The organism is Streptomyces sp. BPTC-684 (genome assembly GCF_030028635.1).
GTDB classification, from domain to species: domain Bacteria; phylum Actinomycetota; class Actinomycetes; order Streptomycetales; family Streptomycetaceae; genus Streptomyces; species Streptomyces noboritoensis.
In genome coordinates this window covers 5,472,337-5,487,931 of record NZ_CP124863.1, presented here as the reverse complement: position 1 = coordinate 5,487,931, position 15,595 = coordinate 5,472,337, and the positions used below count along the sequence as shown (strand labels likewise).

At 70.5% G+C, this 15,595-nt stretch carries 13 protein-coding genes; 3 read left to right on the top strand and 10 right to left on the bottom strand.

The features are described 5' to 3' along the window. Positions 1 to 240: 240 nt before the first annotated feature. Positions 241 to 939, top strand: a complete 699-nt coding sequence (locus QIY60_RS24425) for a DUF2470 domain-containing protein (protein WP_283144338.1) — start codon at positions 241 to 243, stop codon at positions 937 to 939. Positions 940 to 986: 47 nt separating this feature from the next. Here QIY60_RS24425 and QIY60_RS24420 read toward each other — a convergent pair whose 3' ends face one another. From QIY60_RS24420 to QIY60_RS24405, 4 genes are all read right to left on the bottom strand, one after another. Then, on the bottom strand, positions 987 to 2,339 hold the full coding sequence (locus QIY60_RS24420) for a replication-associated recombination protein A (protein WP_283144337.1): 1,353 nt from the start codon (positions 2,337 to 2,339) through the stop codon (positions 987 to 989). Positions 2,340 to 2,404: 65 nt separating this feature from the next. After that, positions 2,405 to 3,037, bottom strand: coding sequence for a vitamin K epoxide reductase family protein (locus tag QIY60_RS24415; RefSeq protein WP_283144336.1), 633 nt, complete (start codon positions 3,035 to 3,037; stop codon positions 2,405 to 2,407). Positions 3,038 to 3,229: 192 nt separating this feature from the next. Then, positions 3,230 to 4,492 (bottom strand): histidine--tRNA ligase, encoded by a 1,263-nt coding sequence (gene hisS / locus QIY60_RS24410; RefSeq protein ID WP_283144335.1) that lies wholly within the window; start codon positions 4,490 to 4,492, stop codon positions 3,230 to 3,232. 14 nt (positions 4,493 to 4,506) lie between these two features. Then, entirely contained in the window at positions 4,507 to 5,217 is a 711-nt protein-coding gene (locus tag QIY60_RS24405) for an MBL fold metallo-hydrolase (RefSeq protein WP_283144334.1), read from the bottom strand. A gap of 149 nt (positions 5,218 to 5,366) precedes the next feature. Here QIY60_RS24405 and QIY60_RS24400 point away from each other — a divergent pair, with 149 nt between their 5' ends. Next, entirely contained in the window at positions 5,367 to 6,155 is a 789-nt protein-coding gene (locus tag QIY60_RS24400; protein WP_283144333.1) for a peptidylprolyl isomerase, read from the top strand. A gap of 175 nt (positions 6,156 to 6,330) precedes the next feature. Next, on the top strand, positions 6,331 to 7,560 hold the full coding sequence (locus tag QIY60_RS24395) for a DUF349 domain-containing protein (protein WP_283144332.1): 1,230 nt from the start codon (positions 6,331 to 6,333) through the stop codon (positions 7,558 to 7,560). A 79-nt stretch (positions 7,561 to 7,639) separates the two neighbouring features. Here QIY60_RS24395 and QIY60_RS24390 read toward each other — a convergent pair whose 3' ends face one another. The 6 genes from QIY60_RS24390 to ruvB all read right to left on the bottom strand — a co-directional run bounded on the left by QIY60_RS24390 (position 7,640) and on the right by ruvB (position 15,578). Continuing rightward, entirely contained in the window at positions 7,640 to 10,120 is a 2,481-nt protein-coding gene (locus QIY60_RS24390) for a bifunctional (p)ppGpp synthetase/guanosine-3',5'-bis(diphosphate) 3'-pyrophosphohydrolase (RefSeq protein WP_283144331.1), read from the bottom strand. A 195-nt stretch (positions 10,121 to 10,315) separates the two neighbouring features. Continuing rightward, positions 10,316 to 10,858: an adenine phosphoribosyltransferase gene (locus QIY60_RS24385; protein ID WP_283144330.1), complete on the bottom strand. Its 543-nt coding sequence runs from the start codon at positions 10,856 to 10,858 to the stop codon at positions 10,316 to 10,318. Further along, entirely contained in the window at positions 10,855 to 11,964 is a 1,110-nt protein-coding gene (gene secF, locus QIY60_RS24380) for a protein translocase subunit SecF (protein ID WP_283144329.1), read from the bottom strand. The genes QIY60_RS24385 and secF overlap by 4 nt, the downstream gene beginning before the upstream one ends. A 1-nt stretch (position 11,965) precedes the next feature. Beyond that, positions 11,966 to 13,723, bottom strand: coding sequence for a protein translocase subunit SecD (secD, locus tag QIY60_RS24375; protein ID WP_283144328.1), 1,758 nt, complete (start codon positions 13,721 to 13,723; stop codon positions 11,966 to 11,968). A gap of 144 nt (positions 13,724 to 13,867) precedes the next feature. Then, positions 13,868 to 14,329, bottom strand: coding sequence for a preprotein translocase subunit YajC (gene yajC, locus QIY60_RS24370; RefSeq protein WP_283144327.1), 462 nt, complete (start codon positions 14,327 to 14,329; stop codon positions 13,868 to 13,870). Between the two features lie 169 nt (positions 14,330 to 14,498). Further along, complete coding sequence (gene ruvB / locus QIY60_RS24365) at positions 14,499 to 15,578, bottom strand: Holliday junction branch migration DNA helicase RuvB (protein ID WP_283146055.1); 1,080 nt, start codon at positions 15,576 to 15,578, stop codon at positions 14,499 to 14,501. Between the last annotated feature and the right edge of the window lie 17 nt (positions 15,579 to 15,595).

The window sequence follows — 15,595 nt, the reverse complement described above, 5'->3', positions numbered from 1 at the left end:
CTCCAAACCTCCATGGTTGGGTTAGGTTAGGCTCACCTTACTCAAGGAGATCGTATGTCTCGTCCGGGGAACACCAGTCACATCACGGACAGCACGAAGAAGGCCGACCCTCAAGAAGGGGGCGGCTCCACCAGCCCTCAGAACGGGGCCGGTACCGGTGCGCAGCATGCCACCGGTCACGTGACGGAGGTCCGATCAGATCGTGGTCAGCCGCGTCCCAGCGGACTTGAGATCGCCCGGATGCCGTCAGCAGCCGAGCGCACACGAACTCTCGTACATAGTACCTGCTCGTCGGCGCTGCTCATCACCGGCCTTGAGGGCGCCCGTCCGGAGCAGCTGGAGCCCCGGCTGCGGAACGTGGGCCCCGAGGGCGATCTCTTCCTGCTCTTCCCCGCCGACTCGCCCGTCGTACGGGCCGCGACCCACGCCCAGGACGACGAGCTGTCGGCCGTCCTGGAGATCACCGATGTGGCGCCGGTCTCCGTCCCCCACCGCATCCGGGGCCGCGCCTGGATCACCGGCTGGCTCACCCGCGTCCCCGGCCTGGCCCCGCCCGGCAGCATGACGCTGCGCCTGGAGGTCAACGAGGCGTACGTGGACGACCTGTGGGGCGCGAGCGCCGTGGAGCCCGAGGCGTTCGCGGCCGCCCTGCCCGATCCGCTGGTCCGGGACGAGACGGAGCTGCTCCAGCATCTGCACGCCCACCACGGGGAGCAGGTGCGGTCGCTGTGCGGGCTGGTGGGGCGCGAGGGGCGCGACGGGGACCGGGGAATGAAATCGGTCACGCCGCTCGCGCTCGACCGGTTCGGCCTGCGGGTCCGCTTCCAGGACACCGCCGGGCACTGCTTCGACGCGCGCTTCGAGTTCCCGGAGCCGGTGACCGGCCTCGGCCCGCTGCGCCGGGCCATGCGACGGCTCTTCGAAGCGGCGACGGACTGAGGGACTCGGTGGTACGGGGGCGGCCGGGTTGCCGGGGGTGAGGGACGCTACTCCCCCCGGCCCAGCCTCTCGCGGACCTTCTCCACCACGTCCGCGTACCGCGCCTCCGCGCCGTAGCGCGTCGGCTCGTAGTAGCGCTTGCCGGCCACCGCGTCCGGCGCGTACTGCTGGGCCGCGATCGCGCCCGGCACATCGTGCGGATACACATACCCCTGGGCGTGGCCGAGCTTGGCCGCGCCCTTGTAGTGGCCGTCGCGCAGATGCGGCGGGACGGGCCCGGCCAGACCCTTCCGTACGTCCTCCATCGCGGCGAAGATCGCGGTCGTCGCCGCGTTCGACTTGGGGGCGAGCGCCAGGGCGATGGTGGCGTGGCTGAGTGTGAGGGCCGCCTCGGGGAAGCCGATCATGGCGACGGCCTGGGCAGCCGCGACGGCCGTCGGCAGCGCCGTCGGGTCCGCGAGGCCGATGTCCTCGCTCGCGGAGATCATCAGGCGGCGGGCGATGAACCGCGGGTCCTCGCCCGCCTCGATCATCCGGGCCAGATAGTGCAGCGCCGCGTCCACGTCCGAGCCGCGGATGGACTTGATCAGGGCGCTCGCCACGTCGTAGTGCTGGTCGCCGTCCTTGTCGTACTTCACCGCCGCCCGGTCGACCGTCTCCTCGACCGTCTGGAGCGTGACCTCGCGCTCCTCCTTGGCCAGGGCCGAGCCCGCCGCCGCCTCCAGGGCGGTCAGGGCGCGCCGGGCGTCGCCGCCCGCGATCCGCAGCAGATGCGCCTCGGCGTCCTCGGCCAGCGTCACCGCCCCGCCGAGCCCGCGCTCCTCCTCGACCGCCCGGCGCAGCAGCGCGCGCAGGTCGTCGTCGGTGAGCGGCTCCAAGGTCAGCAGCAGGGAGCGGGAGAGCAGCGGGGAGATCACCGAGAAGTACGGGTTCTCCGTCGTCGCCGCGATCAGCGTCACCCAGCGGTTCTCCACCGCCGGGAGCAGCGAGTCCTGCTGGGCCTTGGAGAAGCGGTGGATCTCGTCGAGGAAGAGGACGGTCTCCTTGCCGAAGCCGCCGATGGCCCGGCGGGCCCCGTCGATCACGGCCCGGACTTCCTTGACGCCCGCGGTGATCGCGGAGAGCTCGACGAAGCGCTTGTTGGTCGCCTTCGACACCACGTACGCGAGCGTCGTCTTGCCGGTGCCGGGCGGGCCCCACAGGATCACGGAAGAGGGCCCGGCGGGGCCGCCGCTCCCCTCGCCCACCAGGCGCCGCAGCGGCGAGCCGGGCTTGAGCAGGTGCTGCTGCCCCACCACTTCGTCGAGGGTGCGCGGGCGCATCCGGACGGCCAGAGGGCTGCCCGCCGGGTCTTTCTCCTGGCGGTCCTCTGCGGCTGCGGTGAACAGGTCGGGCTCCACATCAAGAACCCTATGTCACCCCACTGACAACGCCCCCGGGCCCGGTGTCAGGGCCCCGGCGCCGGTCAGCTCGTCCAGAAGTCCCACCAGCGCGTCAGGACCAGCATCCCGATGATCCCGACGTGCACCACGGGCAGGACCCAGGTGAACTCCGACAGGAACGACTTCAGCCAGCCCGGCGCCGGCAGCAGGCCGCGGCGGATGTTGTGCGAGGTCAGGTACCAGAACATGAAGATCGTGGCGACCCACGCGAGGCTGCACCACAGGCAGAGCGCGTTGATCCGGTACAGCGACTGGAACTGCAGCCAGGTGCAGAACCCGACGCCGAAGAGCGTGCCCGCGTTGAAGGTCAGCCAGTACCAGCGCCTGAAGCGCGCGCCCGCCAGCAGGCTCATGCCGACCGCGATCACGATCCCGTACGCCACCAGACCCAGCATCGGGTTCGGGAAGCCGAACGCCGACGCCTGGTCGCTCTTCATGATGTTGCCGCAGGAGACCACCGGGTTGAGGCTGCAGCCCGGCGTGAAGTTCGGGTCCTCGAGCAGCTTGAACTTGTCGATGGTGATGACCCAGGCCGCGAGCAGTCCGGCGGCCCCCGTGATCACCAGGAGCCACGCGAACGCGCGGCTGCCGCCGACGGTGCCCTTGGTGCTCACCTGCTCCTGGCCGGAGGAGACGTCGTCAACTGTTGTGGTCATATCGCCGTTCCGTCATTCCGTGGCTGCTGGGCAGGGGCCATTGTGCCGCAATCGGTGGCCCGGCCACCGTTCGATGGAGATAAGGACGGCGGCAACGCCGCGCCGAGTCCGGCCCGCGAGGACCGGACTTGGCACTTCGGCCTCGGCGTCATCCATCAGGACGACGCCGTACGTACCGAGTTGACCCGGCCGTCAGACCAGGCGCGCGCGCACGGCCTCGACGACCTCCGCGACGGGGACCGCCACCTGGTCGCCGGACTCCATGTCCTTCAGCTGGACCACGCCCTCGGCCAGGTCCCGCTCGCCCGCGACGATGGTGAGGCGGGCGCCGGAGCGGTTGGCGTTCTTCATGGCGCCCTTGAGGCCCTTGCCGCCGTAGCTGAAGTCCGTCGCGACCCCGCCCCGGCGCAGCTCGGTGACCACGCGGAACAGCACCCGGCGCGCCTCCTCGCCGAGCGGCACCGCGAACACGCTGGTCGCGGCCGGGATGTCGAGGGTGACGCCCTCGGCCTCCAGCGCCAGGACCGTACGGTCGACGCCCAGCGCCCAGCCCACCGACGGCAGCGCGGGGCCGCCGATCATCTCGGAGAGGCCGTCGTAGCGGCCGCCGCCGCCGACCGCGGACTGCGAGCCCAGGCCGTCGTGGACGAACTCGAAGGTCGTGCGCGTGTAGTAGTCGAGGCCGCGCACCAGCTTCGGGTCGTCCTCGTACTCCACGCCCTCGGCGTTCAGGAGCTCGCGCACCTCCTCGTGGTACGCCTTGCACGCGTCGCACAGGTAGTCGCGCAGCAGAGGGGCACCCACCAGCTGCTTCTGGACCGCGTCCCGCTTGTCGTCGAGCACCCGCAGCGGGTTGATCTCGGCCCGGCGCAGGGTGTCCTCGTCGAGGTCGAGGCCGCGCAGGAAGTCCTGGAGCGCGGCCCGGTAGACCGGACGGCACTCCTGGTCGCCCAGCGAGTTCAGCAGGATGCGGAAGTTGCGCAGCCCCAGCGAGCGGTACGCGTCGTTCGCCAGGATGATCAGCTCGGCGTCGAGCGCCGGGTCCTCCGCGCCGATCGCCTCGGCGCCGACCTGCGAGAAGTGCCTGTAGCGGCCCTTCTGGGGGCGCTCGTAGCGGTAGTACGAGCCCGAGTACCAGAGCTTGACGGGCAGGTTTCCGGCCTTGTGGAGATTGGCCTCCAGGGCCGCGCGCAGCACGGACGCGGTGCCCTCGGGGCGTAGCGCGAGCCGGTCGCCGCCCTTGGTCTCGAAGGCGTACATCTCCTTGGTCACGATGTCGGTGGACTCACCGACACCGCGCGCGAAGAGCTCGACGTTCTCGAAGCCCGGGGTCTCCACGTAGCCGTAGCCGGAGTTGCGCAGCGGGGCCGCGATCGCCTCGCGGACGGCGAGGTAGGTGGCGCTGTTCGGCGGCAGCAGGTCGTAGGTGCCCTTGGGGGCCTGGAAGGTACTCATGGGGAAGCTTCTCGTCACATTCCTCGTCGGGGAGAGGCGATGCCCTCTCCCGGGCCGGCGGCCACCTGCCGCAGATACGGGTTGGTGGCGCGCTCCTGGCCGATGGTGGTCTGGGAGCCGTGGCCGGACAGCACCACGGTCGAGTCGTCGAGCGGCAGGCACACGCGGCCCAGCGACTCGAGGAGCTCGGCGTGGCTGCCGCCGGGCAGGTCGGTGCGTCCGACGGAGCCGGCGAAGAGCAGGTCGCCCGAGAACAGGATCGGAGGGATGTCCTCCGCCTCGGGCAGCCCGAACGTCACCGACCCCTTGGTATGGCCGGGCGCGTGCGACACGGTGAGCTCCATGCCAGCCAGCTCCAGCGCCGCGCCGTCCGTCAGCTCCTTGACGTCGTCCGGTTCGCCGATGGTCAGCTCGCCCATGATCTGCGCGCCGAAGGAGCGGCCGAGCGCCTTCTCCGGGTCGCTCATCATGTACCGGTCCGAGGGGTGGATCCAGGCGGGCACGTCGTGGGCCCCGCACACCGGGACGACCGAGGCGCAGTGGTCGATGTGGCCGTGGGTGAGGACGACGGCGACGGGCTTGAGCCGATGCTTCCTGAGCGCGTCCTCGACTCCCTGGGCGGCCTGGTGGCCCGGGTCGATGATCACGCACTCCTCGCCTGCGGCGGGGGCGACCAGATAGCAGTTGGTGCCCCAGGCCCCGGCGGGGAACCCGGCAATGAGCACGATCGTCCTCAATTTCTCGTACGACGGGTGATTGCGGCTGTTCAGAGCCTACCGGCGCTGCTCCTGTCACAGCGAACCCATATACGGTACGGGCACAGTCCGCGCGTACACGCGTCCGTACTCCACTACACCGCACAAGGAGACCACCGGTGGTCAGCAGCGATCAGCGCCGGCGCCAGCTCGCCCGGGAGAAGTTCGAGCGTCAGCAGCGCCGCCGTGAGGAGGCCCGCCGCAAGTCCAAGCTCCGCAACACCGTCATCGCGGCCGCCCTCGCGGTGGTCGTCGTGGGGGGCGGGGCGGCCTTCGCCACGGGAGCCTTCGACGGCGACGACAAGAAGAAGTCGGACTCGGCCGCGCCGTCCGACACCCCGACGCCCTCGGCCAGCAAGGACTCCGCGCCGGAGCCGAAGATGGCGATCGACCAGAAGGCCTCGTACACGATGTCGCTGAAGACCAGCGCCGGTGACATCGCGTTCAAGATGGCGGCGGCGAAGACCCCGCACACGGTCAACTCGTTCAAGTCCCTCGCCGACAAGGGCTACTTCACCAACACGAAGTGTCACCGCCTGACCACGCAGGGCATCTTCGTGCTCCAGTGCGGCGACCCCAAGGGCGACGGCACGGGCGGTCCCGGCTACACGATCCCCGACGAGAATCTGACGGGCCTTGGCAAGGCGGGCGCGGACGGCACCGTGACGTACCCGGCGGGCACCGTCGCCATGGCCAACACCAGCCAGCCGCACACCGGCGGCAGCCAGTTCTTCCTGGTCTACAAGGACAGCAAACTGCCGCCCAGCTACACGCCGTTCGGCACGATGGACGCCGCGACGCTCAAGGTGGTGCAGGACGTGGCGAAGGCGGGCGTGGCCGGCGGCGCCGGGGACGGCGCGCCGAAGACGGCCGTCACCATCACGAAGGCCGCCGTCAACAAGGACTGACCCGCGGAATTCGGCCGCGCTGAGTGCGGACAGCCGGGCGGCCGGTCGCCTAGATTGGCGTTGTGCAGCGCGGTGAAATTCGCGTTGTGGAGGGCGGGCGAGGCCCGTCCCGGAAACTGTGGACGATGCCACGAGGGCCGAACCCCTCGCGCAGGCATCATGTGGAGGAGGCGCTGTGAGCAGCGACCCGTGGGGCCGCGTCGACGAGACGGGCACCGTGTATGTGCGTACAGCCGAGGGCGAAGTAGTCGTCGGATCGTGGCAGGCGGGGACTCCCGAGGAGGCCCTGGCCTACTTCGAGCGCAAATACGAGGGCCTGGTTGTCGAGATCGGCCTCCTCGAACGACGGGTGAAGACCACCGACCTGTCGGCGAAGGACGCCCAGACCGCGATCGACCACCTGCGCACCCAGGTGGACGAGCACCACGCGGTGGGCGACCTCGAAGCGCTGCGGAAGCGGCTCGACAAGCTCGTCGAGACCGTCGAGTCGCGGCGCGAGGAGCGCAAGGTCCAGAAGGCCAAGCAGACCGACGAGGCCAAGCACGCCAAGGAGGCGCTGGTCGTCGAGGCCGAGGAGCTGGCGCAGAGCGAGCAGTGGCGCTCGGCCGGCGAGCGGCTGCGGGCTCTCGTGGACACCTGGAAGGGCCTGCCGCGGCTCGACCGGAAGTCCGACGACGAGCTGTGGCACCGCTTCTCGCACGCGCGCTCGGCGTTCTCCAAGCGCCGCAAGGCGCACTTCGCGTCGCTCGACGCGCAGCGCGAGGAGGCCCGCAAGGCCAAGGAGAAGCTGGTCGTCGAGGCCGAGTCGCTGTCCTCGTCCACGGACTGGGGCACCACCGCCGCCCGCTACCGCGAGCTGATGGCGGACTGGAAGGCGGCGGGCCGCGCCCAGCGCGAGGCCGAGGACGAGCTGTGGAACCGCTTCCGCGGCGCCCAGGACGTCTTCTTCGCCGCGCGCAGCGAGGTCTTCGCGGAGCGTGACGCCGAGCAGACCGAGAACCTGAAGCTCAAGGAGGAGCTGGCCGTCGAGGCCGAGAAGCTCGTCCCGGTGACCGATCTGAAGGCGGCCCGCGCCACCTTCCGCGGCATCAACGAGCGCTGGGAGGCCATCGGCCACGTGCCGCGCGACGCCCGCCCGAAGGTCGAGGGCCGGATGCACGCCGTGGAGCGGGCCCTGCAGGAGGCCGAGGAGTCGGAGTGGCGCCGCACCAACCCGGAGGCACGCGCGCGTGCCGCGGGTCTGACGGGCCAGCTCCAGGCCGCCGTCGACAAGCTGCGCGGCCAGATCGACGCGGCGCGCGCGGCGGGCAACAACGCCAAGGCCGACAAGCTCGCCAAGGAGCTCGAAGGCCGCCAGGCGCTCCTCGACCAGGCCCTGAAGGGGCTTGAGGAGTTCGGCGGCTGACACACCCGCCGTCGCCACAGCGAGAGGGCCTCCCGTACGTCACGTACGGGAGGCCCTCTCGTGTGTGCGGCCCGTGCGGCTAGGGCCTGCGCGCCGAGGTCACCCGGTAGACGTCGTACACGCCCTCCACTCCCCTGACCGCCTTCAGGACGTGGCCCAGGTGCTTGGGGTCGCCCATTTCGAAGGTGAAGCGGGACGTGGCCACCCGGTCGCGGGACGTCTGGACGGCCGCCGAGAGGATGTTGACGTGCTGGTCGGACAGGACGCGGGTGACGTCCGAGAGGAGCCGGGAGCGGTCGAGTGCCTCCACCTGGATGGCGACCAGGAAGACCGACGACTGGGTGGGCGCCCACTCGACTTCGAGGATCCGCTCCGGCTGCTGCGAGAGCGAGTCGACGTTGACGCAGTCCGCGCGGTGCACCGAGACGCCGCTGCCGCGCGTCACGAAGCCGATGATCGGGTCGCCGGGGACCGGCGTACAGCAGCGGGCCAGCTTGACCCACACGTCCTCGACGCCCTTGACCACCACGCCCGGGTCGGCGTTGGCGCGGCGCTTGCTGCGGCCGCGCGAGGGCGGCGCCGACTCGGCGATGTCCTCGTTGGCCGCCTCCTCGCCGCCGAGCGCCTGCACCAGCTTCTGCACGACGCCCTGCGCGGCCACATGGCCCTCGCCGATCGCCGCGTAGAGGGAGGAGATGTCGGGGTAGCGCATCTCGTGGGCGAGGGTGACCAGGGAGTCGCCCGTCAGGATGCGCTGGATCGGCAGGTTCTGCTTGCGCATGGCGCGCGCGATGGCGTCCTTGCCCTGCTCGATCGCCTCGTCGCGGCGCTCCTTGGAGAACCAGCCGCGGATCTTGTTGCGGGCGCGGGGCGACTTGACGAAGCCCAGCCAGTCGCGCGAGGGTCCGGCGCCGGCCGCCTTGGAGGTGAAGACCTCCACCAAGTCGCCGTTGTCCAGGGTCGATTCGAGCGGCACGAGCCGTCCGTTGACCCGTGCGCCTATCGTGCGGTGGCCGACCTCCGTGTGGACCGCGTACGCGAAGTCCACCGGGGTCGCACCCGCCGGGAGCGCTATGACGTCGCCCTTGGGGGTGAAGACGAAGACCTCGTTGCGGGACAGGTCGAAGCGCAGGGACTCCAGGAACTCGCTGGGGTCCTCGGTCTCCTTCTGCCAGTCGAGCAGCTGGCGCAGCCACGCCATGTCGTTGATGTGGTCGTCCTTGCCGGCCTTCTTCGGTACGTCGGTGCGCACCTTGGAGGCGCCGGCGACGGCCTCCTGCTTGTACTTCCAGTGCGCGGCGATGCCGTACTCGGCGCGCCGGTGCATGTCGAACGTACGGATCTGCAGCTCGACCGGCTTGCCGTTGGGGCCGATGACCGTCGTGTGCAGCGACTGGTACATGTTGAACTTGGGCATCGCGATGTAGTCCTTGAACCGCCCCGGAACCGGGTTCCAGCGGGCGTGGACCGTGCCGAGCGCCGCGTAGCAGTCGCGGACCGTGTCCACCAGGACGCGGATGCCCACCAGGTCGTAGATCTCCGCGAAGTCACGGCCGCGGACGATCATCTTCTGGTAGACGCTGTAGTAGTGCTTCGGGCGGCCGGTGACCGTGGCCTTGATACGGGCCGCGCGCAGGTCGGACTGGACCTCGTCGGTCACTATGGCCAGGTACTCGTCGCGCTTGGGCGCCCGCTCGGCCACCAGCCGGACGATCTCGTCGTACATCTTGGGGTAGAGGATCGCGAAGGCGAGGTCCTCCAGCTCCCACTTGATGGTGTTCATGCCCAGGCGGTGGGCCAGCGGAGCGTAGATCTCCAGGGTCTCGCGGGCCTTCTTCTCCTGCTTCTCCCGCTTGAGGTAGCGCATGGTGCGCATGTTGTGCAGGCGGTCGGCGAGCTTGATGACCAGGACGCGCGGGTCCTTGGCCATGGCGACGACCATCTTGCGCACGGTCTCGGCCTGCGCGGCGTCGCCGAACTGGACCCGGTCGAGCTTGGTGACGCCGTCGACGAGCAGGGCCACCTGGTCGCCGAAGTCGCGGCGCAGGGTGTCCAGGCCGTACTCGGTGTCCTCGACGGTGTCGTGCAGGAGGCCCGCCATCAGGGTCGCCGGGTCCATGCCCAGCTCGGCGAGGATCGTGGTGACGGCGAGCGGGTGCGTGATGTACGGGTCGCCGCTCTTGCGCTTCTGGCCGCGGTGCCAGCGCTCGGCGACCTGGTAGGCCTTCTCGACCTGGCGCAGGGTCGCGGTCTCGATCTTCGGGTCGTTGCTGCGCACTATCCGCAGCAGCGGTTCCAGGACCGGGTTGTACGCGGAGGAGCGCTGCACACCGAGGCGGGCGAGCCGGGCGCGGACGCGGTTGGAGGAGCCGCCCGAGCGGGCCACCGGGCTCGCGGGGGGCGTGGGCGGCTTGGGGGCCGGGGCCGCGGCGAGGGGCCGCTGGGGCGTGGGGGGCTTGGGCTCCGCCACGGGCTGCCCGGGCGCGGCGGGGGCCGCCGTGGCCTGCTCGGCCTGCTGGTCGGGCCGCTCGGCGGAGAGTGGCTGGGCCTCGTCTGGCAAGGGCGCTCCTCTGGGGGTCCCCCCGGACGGAGTCTGGGGGAGGATCCGGGTCCCCCGGTCAGGCCCGGAAAGCCCATGGTATCGATCCTGGGCGGCCGGTTCGTGTCGGGCGGGTGTGACGGGCTGTACCCGGTAAACGCAAGAGGCGGGCGCCGGATTCCTCCGGTGCCCGCCTCCTGGCGTTCACTGCCCTGGTCAGAGCGTGATGAGAGCCTCCAGCGGGGCCCCGCGCAAGGCGGGTTCCAGCCGGTTCCGCCCGGCCAGGAAGCCGAGCTCCATCAGGACCGCCACTCCGGCCACCTCGGCCCCGGCCCGCCGGATCAGCTCCAGGGAGGCCTCGGCCGTGCCGCCGGTCGCCAGCACGTCGTCGATGACCATGACGCGGTCGCCCGCGGCCAGGTCCTCGGCGTGCACCTCGATCTCCGCCGTGCCGTACTCCAGCTCGTACGCCTGGGAGAGCGTCGCTCCGGGGAGCTTGCCCGCCTTGCGCACGGGGATGAAGCCGATCTGGGCGCGGACCGCGACCGGGGCCGCCAGGATGAAGCCGCGCGCCTCCAGGCCGACGATCTTCGTCGCGCCGTGCCGTACGCACAGCTCGGCGAGGGCGTCGGTCAGGGCCGTGAACGCCTGCGGGTCCGCGAGCAGCGGCGTGATGTCCTTGAACAGCACGCCCGGCTTCGGGTAGTCCGGTACGTCACGGATGCGGCTGAGCAGCAGCTCCTGGGTGGAGACCGTCATCGGCGCTTCCCCCGGTTGTTGCGGGAGGGCTGGCGGCGCTGGCCGACGACCGCACCCGCGGTCTGGGCCGCGCCCTCATCGTCATCGGAGCCGTCCTGCGGCTCGGCGTCCTGCGGCTCGTCCGTCTCGCCCTTGGCAGCGGCGGCGGCCCGCTTGGCGAGCACCCGCTTCTTGAGGGCCTTCATCTGCGGGTCGCGCTCCTTGAGGTCGGCGACCAGCGGGGTGGCGATGAAGATCGAGGAGTACGCACCGGCCGCGAGGCCGACGAACAGCGACAGCGAGATGTCGTTCAGCATGCCGGCGCCGAGGACGCCGCCACCGATGAACAGCAGGCCCGCCACCGGGAGCAGCGCGACGACCGTGGTGTTGATGGAACGCACCAGGGTGCCGTTGAGGCTCTTGTTCGCCATCTCGCTGTAGGTGAACCTGGTCTGCTTGGTGAGGCCCCGCTGGCCCTCCTTGAGACCGTCGAAGACGACGACGGTGTCGTAGAGGGAGTAACCGAGGATCGTGAGCAGACCGATCACGGTGCCCGGGGTGACCTCGAAGCCGACCAGCGCGTAGACACCGACGGTGATCGTGATGTCGTGGATCAGCGCGACCAGGGCCGCGAGCGCCATGCGCCACTCGAAGGCGATCGCCAGATAGATCACCACGAGGATCATGAACACGATCAGACCGGTCCACGCCTTGTTGGCGATCTGGTCGCCCCAGCTGGGACCGACGAGGTCGGCGTTGATGTCCTCGGCCGGGACCTTGAGCTCCTTGGAGAGCTCGGTCTTGATCGAGTCCGACTTCGCGGTGTCGATGCCGCTGATCTGGATGCGCAGGCCCTTGTTGCCGAGCTTCTGGACGATCGCGTCGTGGCCGGAGGCCCGCTCCGCGACCTCCTCCGCCTGGGCGACCGAGGCGCTGGTCTTCGGGGTGGTGAAGACCGCGCCGCCCTCGAACTCGATGCCCATCGTCAGACCCCGCACCGCCAGGCCCACGATGGCCGTGATGGTGATCAGGATCGAGATGCCGTACCAGATCTTCCGCTTGCCGACGAAGTCGTAGCCGACCTCACCGCGGTAGAGCCGGGCGCCGAGATGACCGAGTCGCGACATCTCACGCCTCCTTCGGGTCGGTGGGGGCGGCGGAGGTGCGGCGGGAGCGGCGCAGCGGCGGCTTGGCACCGAGGCGCTGCGGATCCAGACCGGACCACGGGTGGCCGCTGGCGAAGAACTTCTTGCGCGCCAGGAGCGTCATCACCGGCTTGGTGAACAGGAACACCACGACGATGTCGAGCAGGGTGGTCAGACCCAGCGTGAACGCGAAGCCCTGGACCTTGCCGACGGTCACGATGAACAGCACCGCGGCGGCGAGGAACGACACGAAGTCGGAGACCATGATCGTGCGCCGGGCGCGGGGCCAGGCCCGCTCGACGGCCGGGCGCAGCGTGCGGCCCTCGCGGATCTCGTCCCGGATCCGTTCGAAGTACACGATGAACGAGTCCGCGGTGATGCCGATGGCGACGATGGCACCGCAGACCGCGGGCAGGTTCAGCGCGAAGTTGATGGCCGGACCGAGCAGCGCCATGATCACGTACGTGAGGATGGCGGAGACCACGAGGCTCATGATGGCGACCAGCGCCAGACCCCGGTAGTAGAGCACCAGGTAGATGATGACCAGCGCCAGACCGATGGCACCGGCGATCAGACCGGCGTGCAGCTGGTCGGCACCGAGGGCCGCGGTGACGGTGGTGACGCTCTGCTCCTCGAAGGAGAGCGGCAGGGCGCCGTAGGACAGCACGTTCGCCAGGTCGGTGGCGGAGCGCTGGTTGAAGCTGCCGGAGATCTCCGCGCTGCCGCTGAGCGTCTGGGCCACCGACGGGGCGGAGACGACCTGGCCGTCCAGGGCGATGGCGAACTGGTTCTGCGGGGACTGCTGCTTCGACAGCTTGCCGGTGATCGACTGGAACTTCTTCGAGCCCTTGCCCGTGAAGTCCATCTGGACGATCCACATGCCGCGCTGCTGGTCGATGACCGCCTTGGCCTTCTTGACGTCCGTACCCTCGATCTCGGCCGGGCCGAGGATGTACTTGGCGTCACCCGTCTGGCTGCAGGCCGCGATCGTGTCGGTGGCCTTGGAGCCGAAGGCCGCCTTGGCGCGGGACTCCTTGGTGGAGCAGTCGAGCGACTCGAAGTCCTTCTGGAGCTTGGCGACGGCGGCCTGGTCGTTCGCCGACGGGGTGGGCGGCGTCGTGCCCGGCTTCGGGGTGCCCGGCGTCGGCGGCGTGGTCTTCGGGGAAGGCTTGCCGTCCGCCTTCAGCGCGTCGGTGAGGGCGCGGCCCTGCGGCGTCGAGCTCGGCTTGGCCGACGGCGTCGAGGACGGCTTGCTCTTGTCGCCGTTCTTGTCCGCGCCCTTGCTGGCCGAGGGGCTCGGCGTGGTGCTGGGGGCGGGCTTCGTCGGGGTGCCGGCGGCGACCGTCAGGACGGGCCGGAAGTAGAGCTTGGCGGTGGTGCCGACCTGCTGGCGGGCCTGCTCCGAGTTCGTCCCCTTGGGGATGTTGACGATGATGTTGCGATCGCCCTGGGTCTGGACCTCGGCCTCGGAGACACCCAGGCCATTGACACGACGGTTCATGATCGAAACCGCGGTGTCCATATTGGCCTTGTTGATCGCCTTCTCCTGGCCGGGCTCGGCCTTCGCCTTGAGCGTGATGCTCGTACCGCCGGCGAGGTCGATGCCCAGGCGCGGCGTCTTGTGCCCGGAGGCGAACATGCCGCCCGCGAGGGCCACCATGGCGATCAGGAACAGGACCAGGGTGCGCCCCGGCCTGCCCTGGGCCCCAGCTGGCCTTCGGCCCTTCTTCGGTGCTGCCACCTTGTCGTTTCTCCCTGTCCAACCGCCCGCGCCGGGTGTGCGCCTGGGCGGCCACGAAGTGTTGTGGGGACGTCCCCCGTAGAAGTCGTCACCCTCGGCTGGACCGGCGTGCGCGGGTGCGCGCCCAGCGGTCCCCGAGAGTGGTTACTTCGCGTCCGACTCGCCGTCTGCCTTGCCGTCCTTGGGCGCGGCGGCGTCGTCCGCCCCGTCCTTCTTGCCCAGGTCGATCTTGTCCGCCGGGGCGGCCTCCGCCGCGTCGTCGGCGCTCTCGGTCAGCGACGAGGCGTCGTCCGGCACGGCCGGGAGGTCGGACGTCTCGCCCGAGTCGCCGTGCACGATGCGGTTGTACTCCTCGTCGGAGAGGACCGCGCCGATCGCGTTCTTCGCGTAGACGGCGTGGACGCCCGGCGCCACCTCCAGAAGGACCGTGTCGTCGCCGATCTCCTTCACGGTGGCGTACATGCCGCCGATGGTGCGGACGCCGGTGCCGGGCTGCATCTCATCGCGCATGGAGGCTGCCTGCTGCTGCTTCCTCTTCGCCGAGCGGGTCATGAGGAACATGGCCCCGATGAGGACGATGAAGGGGAGAAGGGTCACGAGACTCACGGGACGAACTTCCTTCGCACGACCGCGCAAGGAGTGCGGCCTGATCTGGGGGTGGGTATGCCGACCTGTAAATGTAAGGGCGGCATCGGCGGAGTCTAAGCGAGTCCGCACAGCTGGAACAACGCCCAGCATCCCACCGGGGTTCCTCCCCGTGCACCCACCCGCGCCGTCACGGCCCGAAGAGCCCCTGTTGTCCGCTCCCTGAGACGCCGCCCGGGCCCTGCTGGGGCGGGACCAGGCCCAGGTGCGCCCAGGCGGCGGGGGTGGCGACGCGCCCGCGCGGGGTCCGCGCGAGCAGGCCTTCCCTTACGAGGAAGGGCTCGGCCACCTCCTCGACGGTCTCGCGCTCCTCCCCCACGGCGACCGCCAGCGTGGACAGGCCGACCGGGCCGCCGCCGAACAGTTTCAGCAAGGCCTGCAGCACCGCCCGGTCCAACCGGTCCAGACCGCGGGCGTCCACCTCGTAGACCCGCAGGGCCGCCGCCGCGATCTCGCGGGTGATCACGCCGTCGGCCTTGACCTGCGCGTAGTCCCTGACGCGGCGCAGCAGCCGGTTGGCGATACGGGGCGTGCCGCGCGAGCGGCCGGCGATCTCGGCCGCGCCCGCCAGGTCGATCTCCACGTCGAGGAGGCGGGCCGAGCGGTGGATCACCCGCTCCAGCTCGGCGGGCTCGTAGAACTCCATGTGCCCGGTGAAGCCGAAGCGGTCGCGCAGCGGGGGCGGCAGCAGCCCCGCGCGCGTGGTGGCGCCGACCAGGGTGAACGGGGGCAGCTCCAGCGGGATGGCGGTGGCGCCGGGGCCCTTGCCGACGATGACGTCGACCCGGAAGTCCTCCATCGCCATGTAGAGCATCTCCTCGGCGGGGCGCGACATCCGGTGGATCTCGTCTAGGAAGAGGACTTCACCCTCCTGGAGGGAGGAGAGGATCGCGGCGAGGTCGCCCGCGTGCTGGATCGCCGGGCCGCTGGTGATCCGGATGGGGGCGCCCATCTCGGCCGCGATGATCATCGAGAGCGTGGTCTTGCCGAGGCCGGGGGCGCCCGAGAGCAGCACGTGGTCGGCGGTGGCGCCGCGCGCGCGGGCGGCCCGCAGCACCAGGTCGAGCTGCTCGCGGACCTTCTCCTGGCCGACGAACTCCTCCAGGTCCTTGGGGCGCAGGGCGGCCTCCACGGCCTGGTCCTCGCCGTCGGCCACCGAGTCGACCAGCCTCGGGTCGGTGGCGTCGGCTCCGGTCTCGTCCCAGTTCATCAGTGTGGTTCTCATCT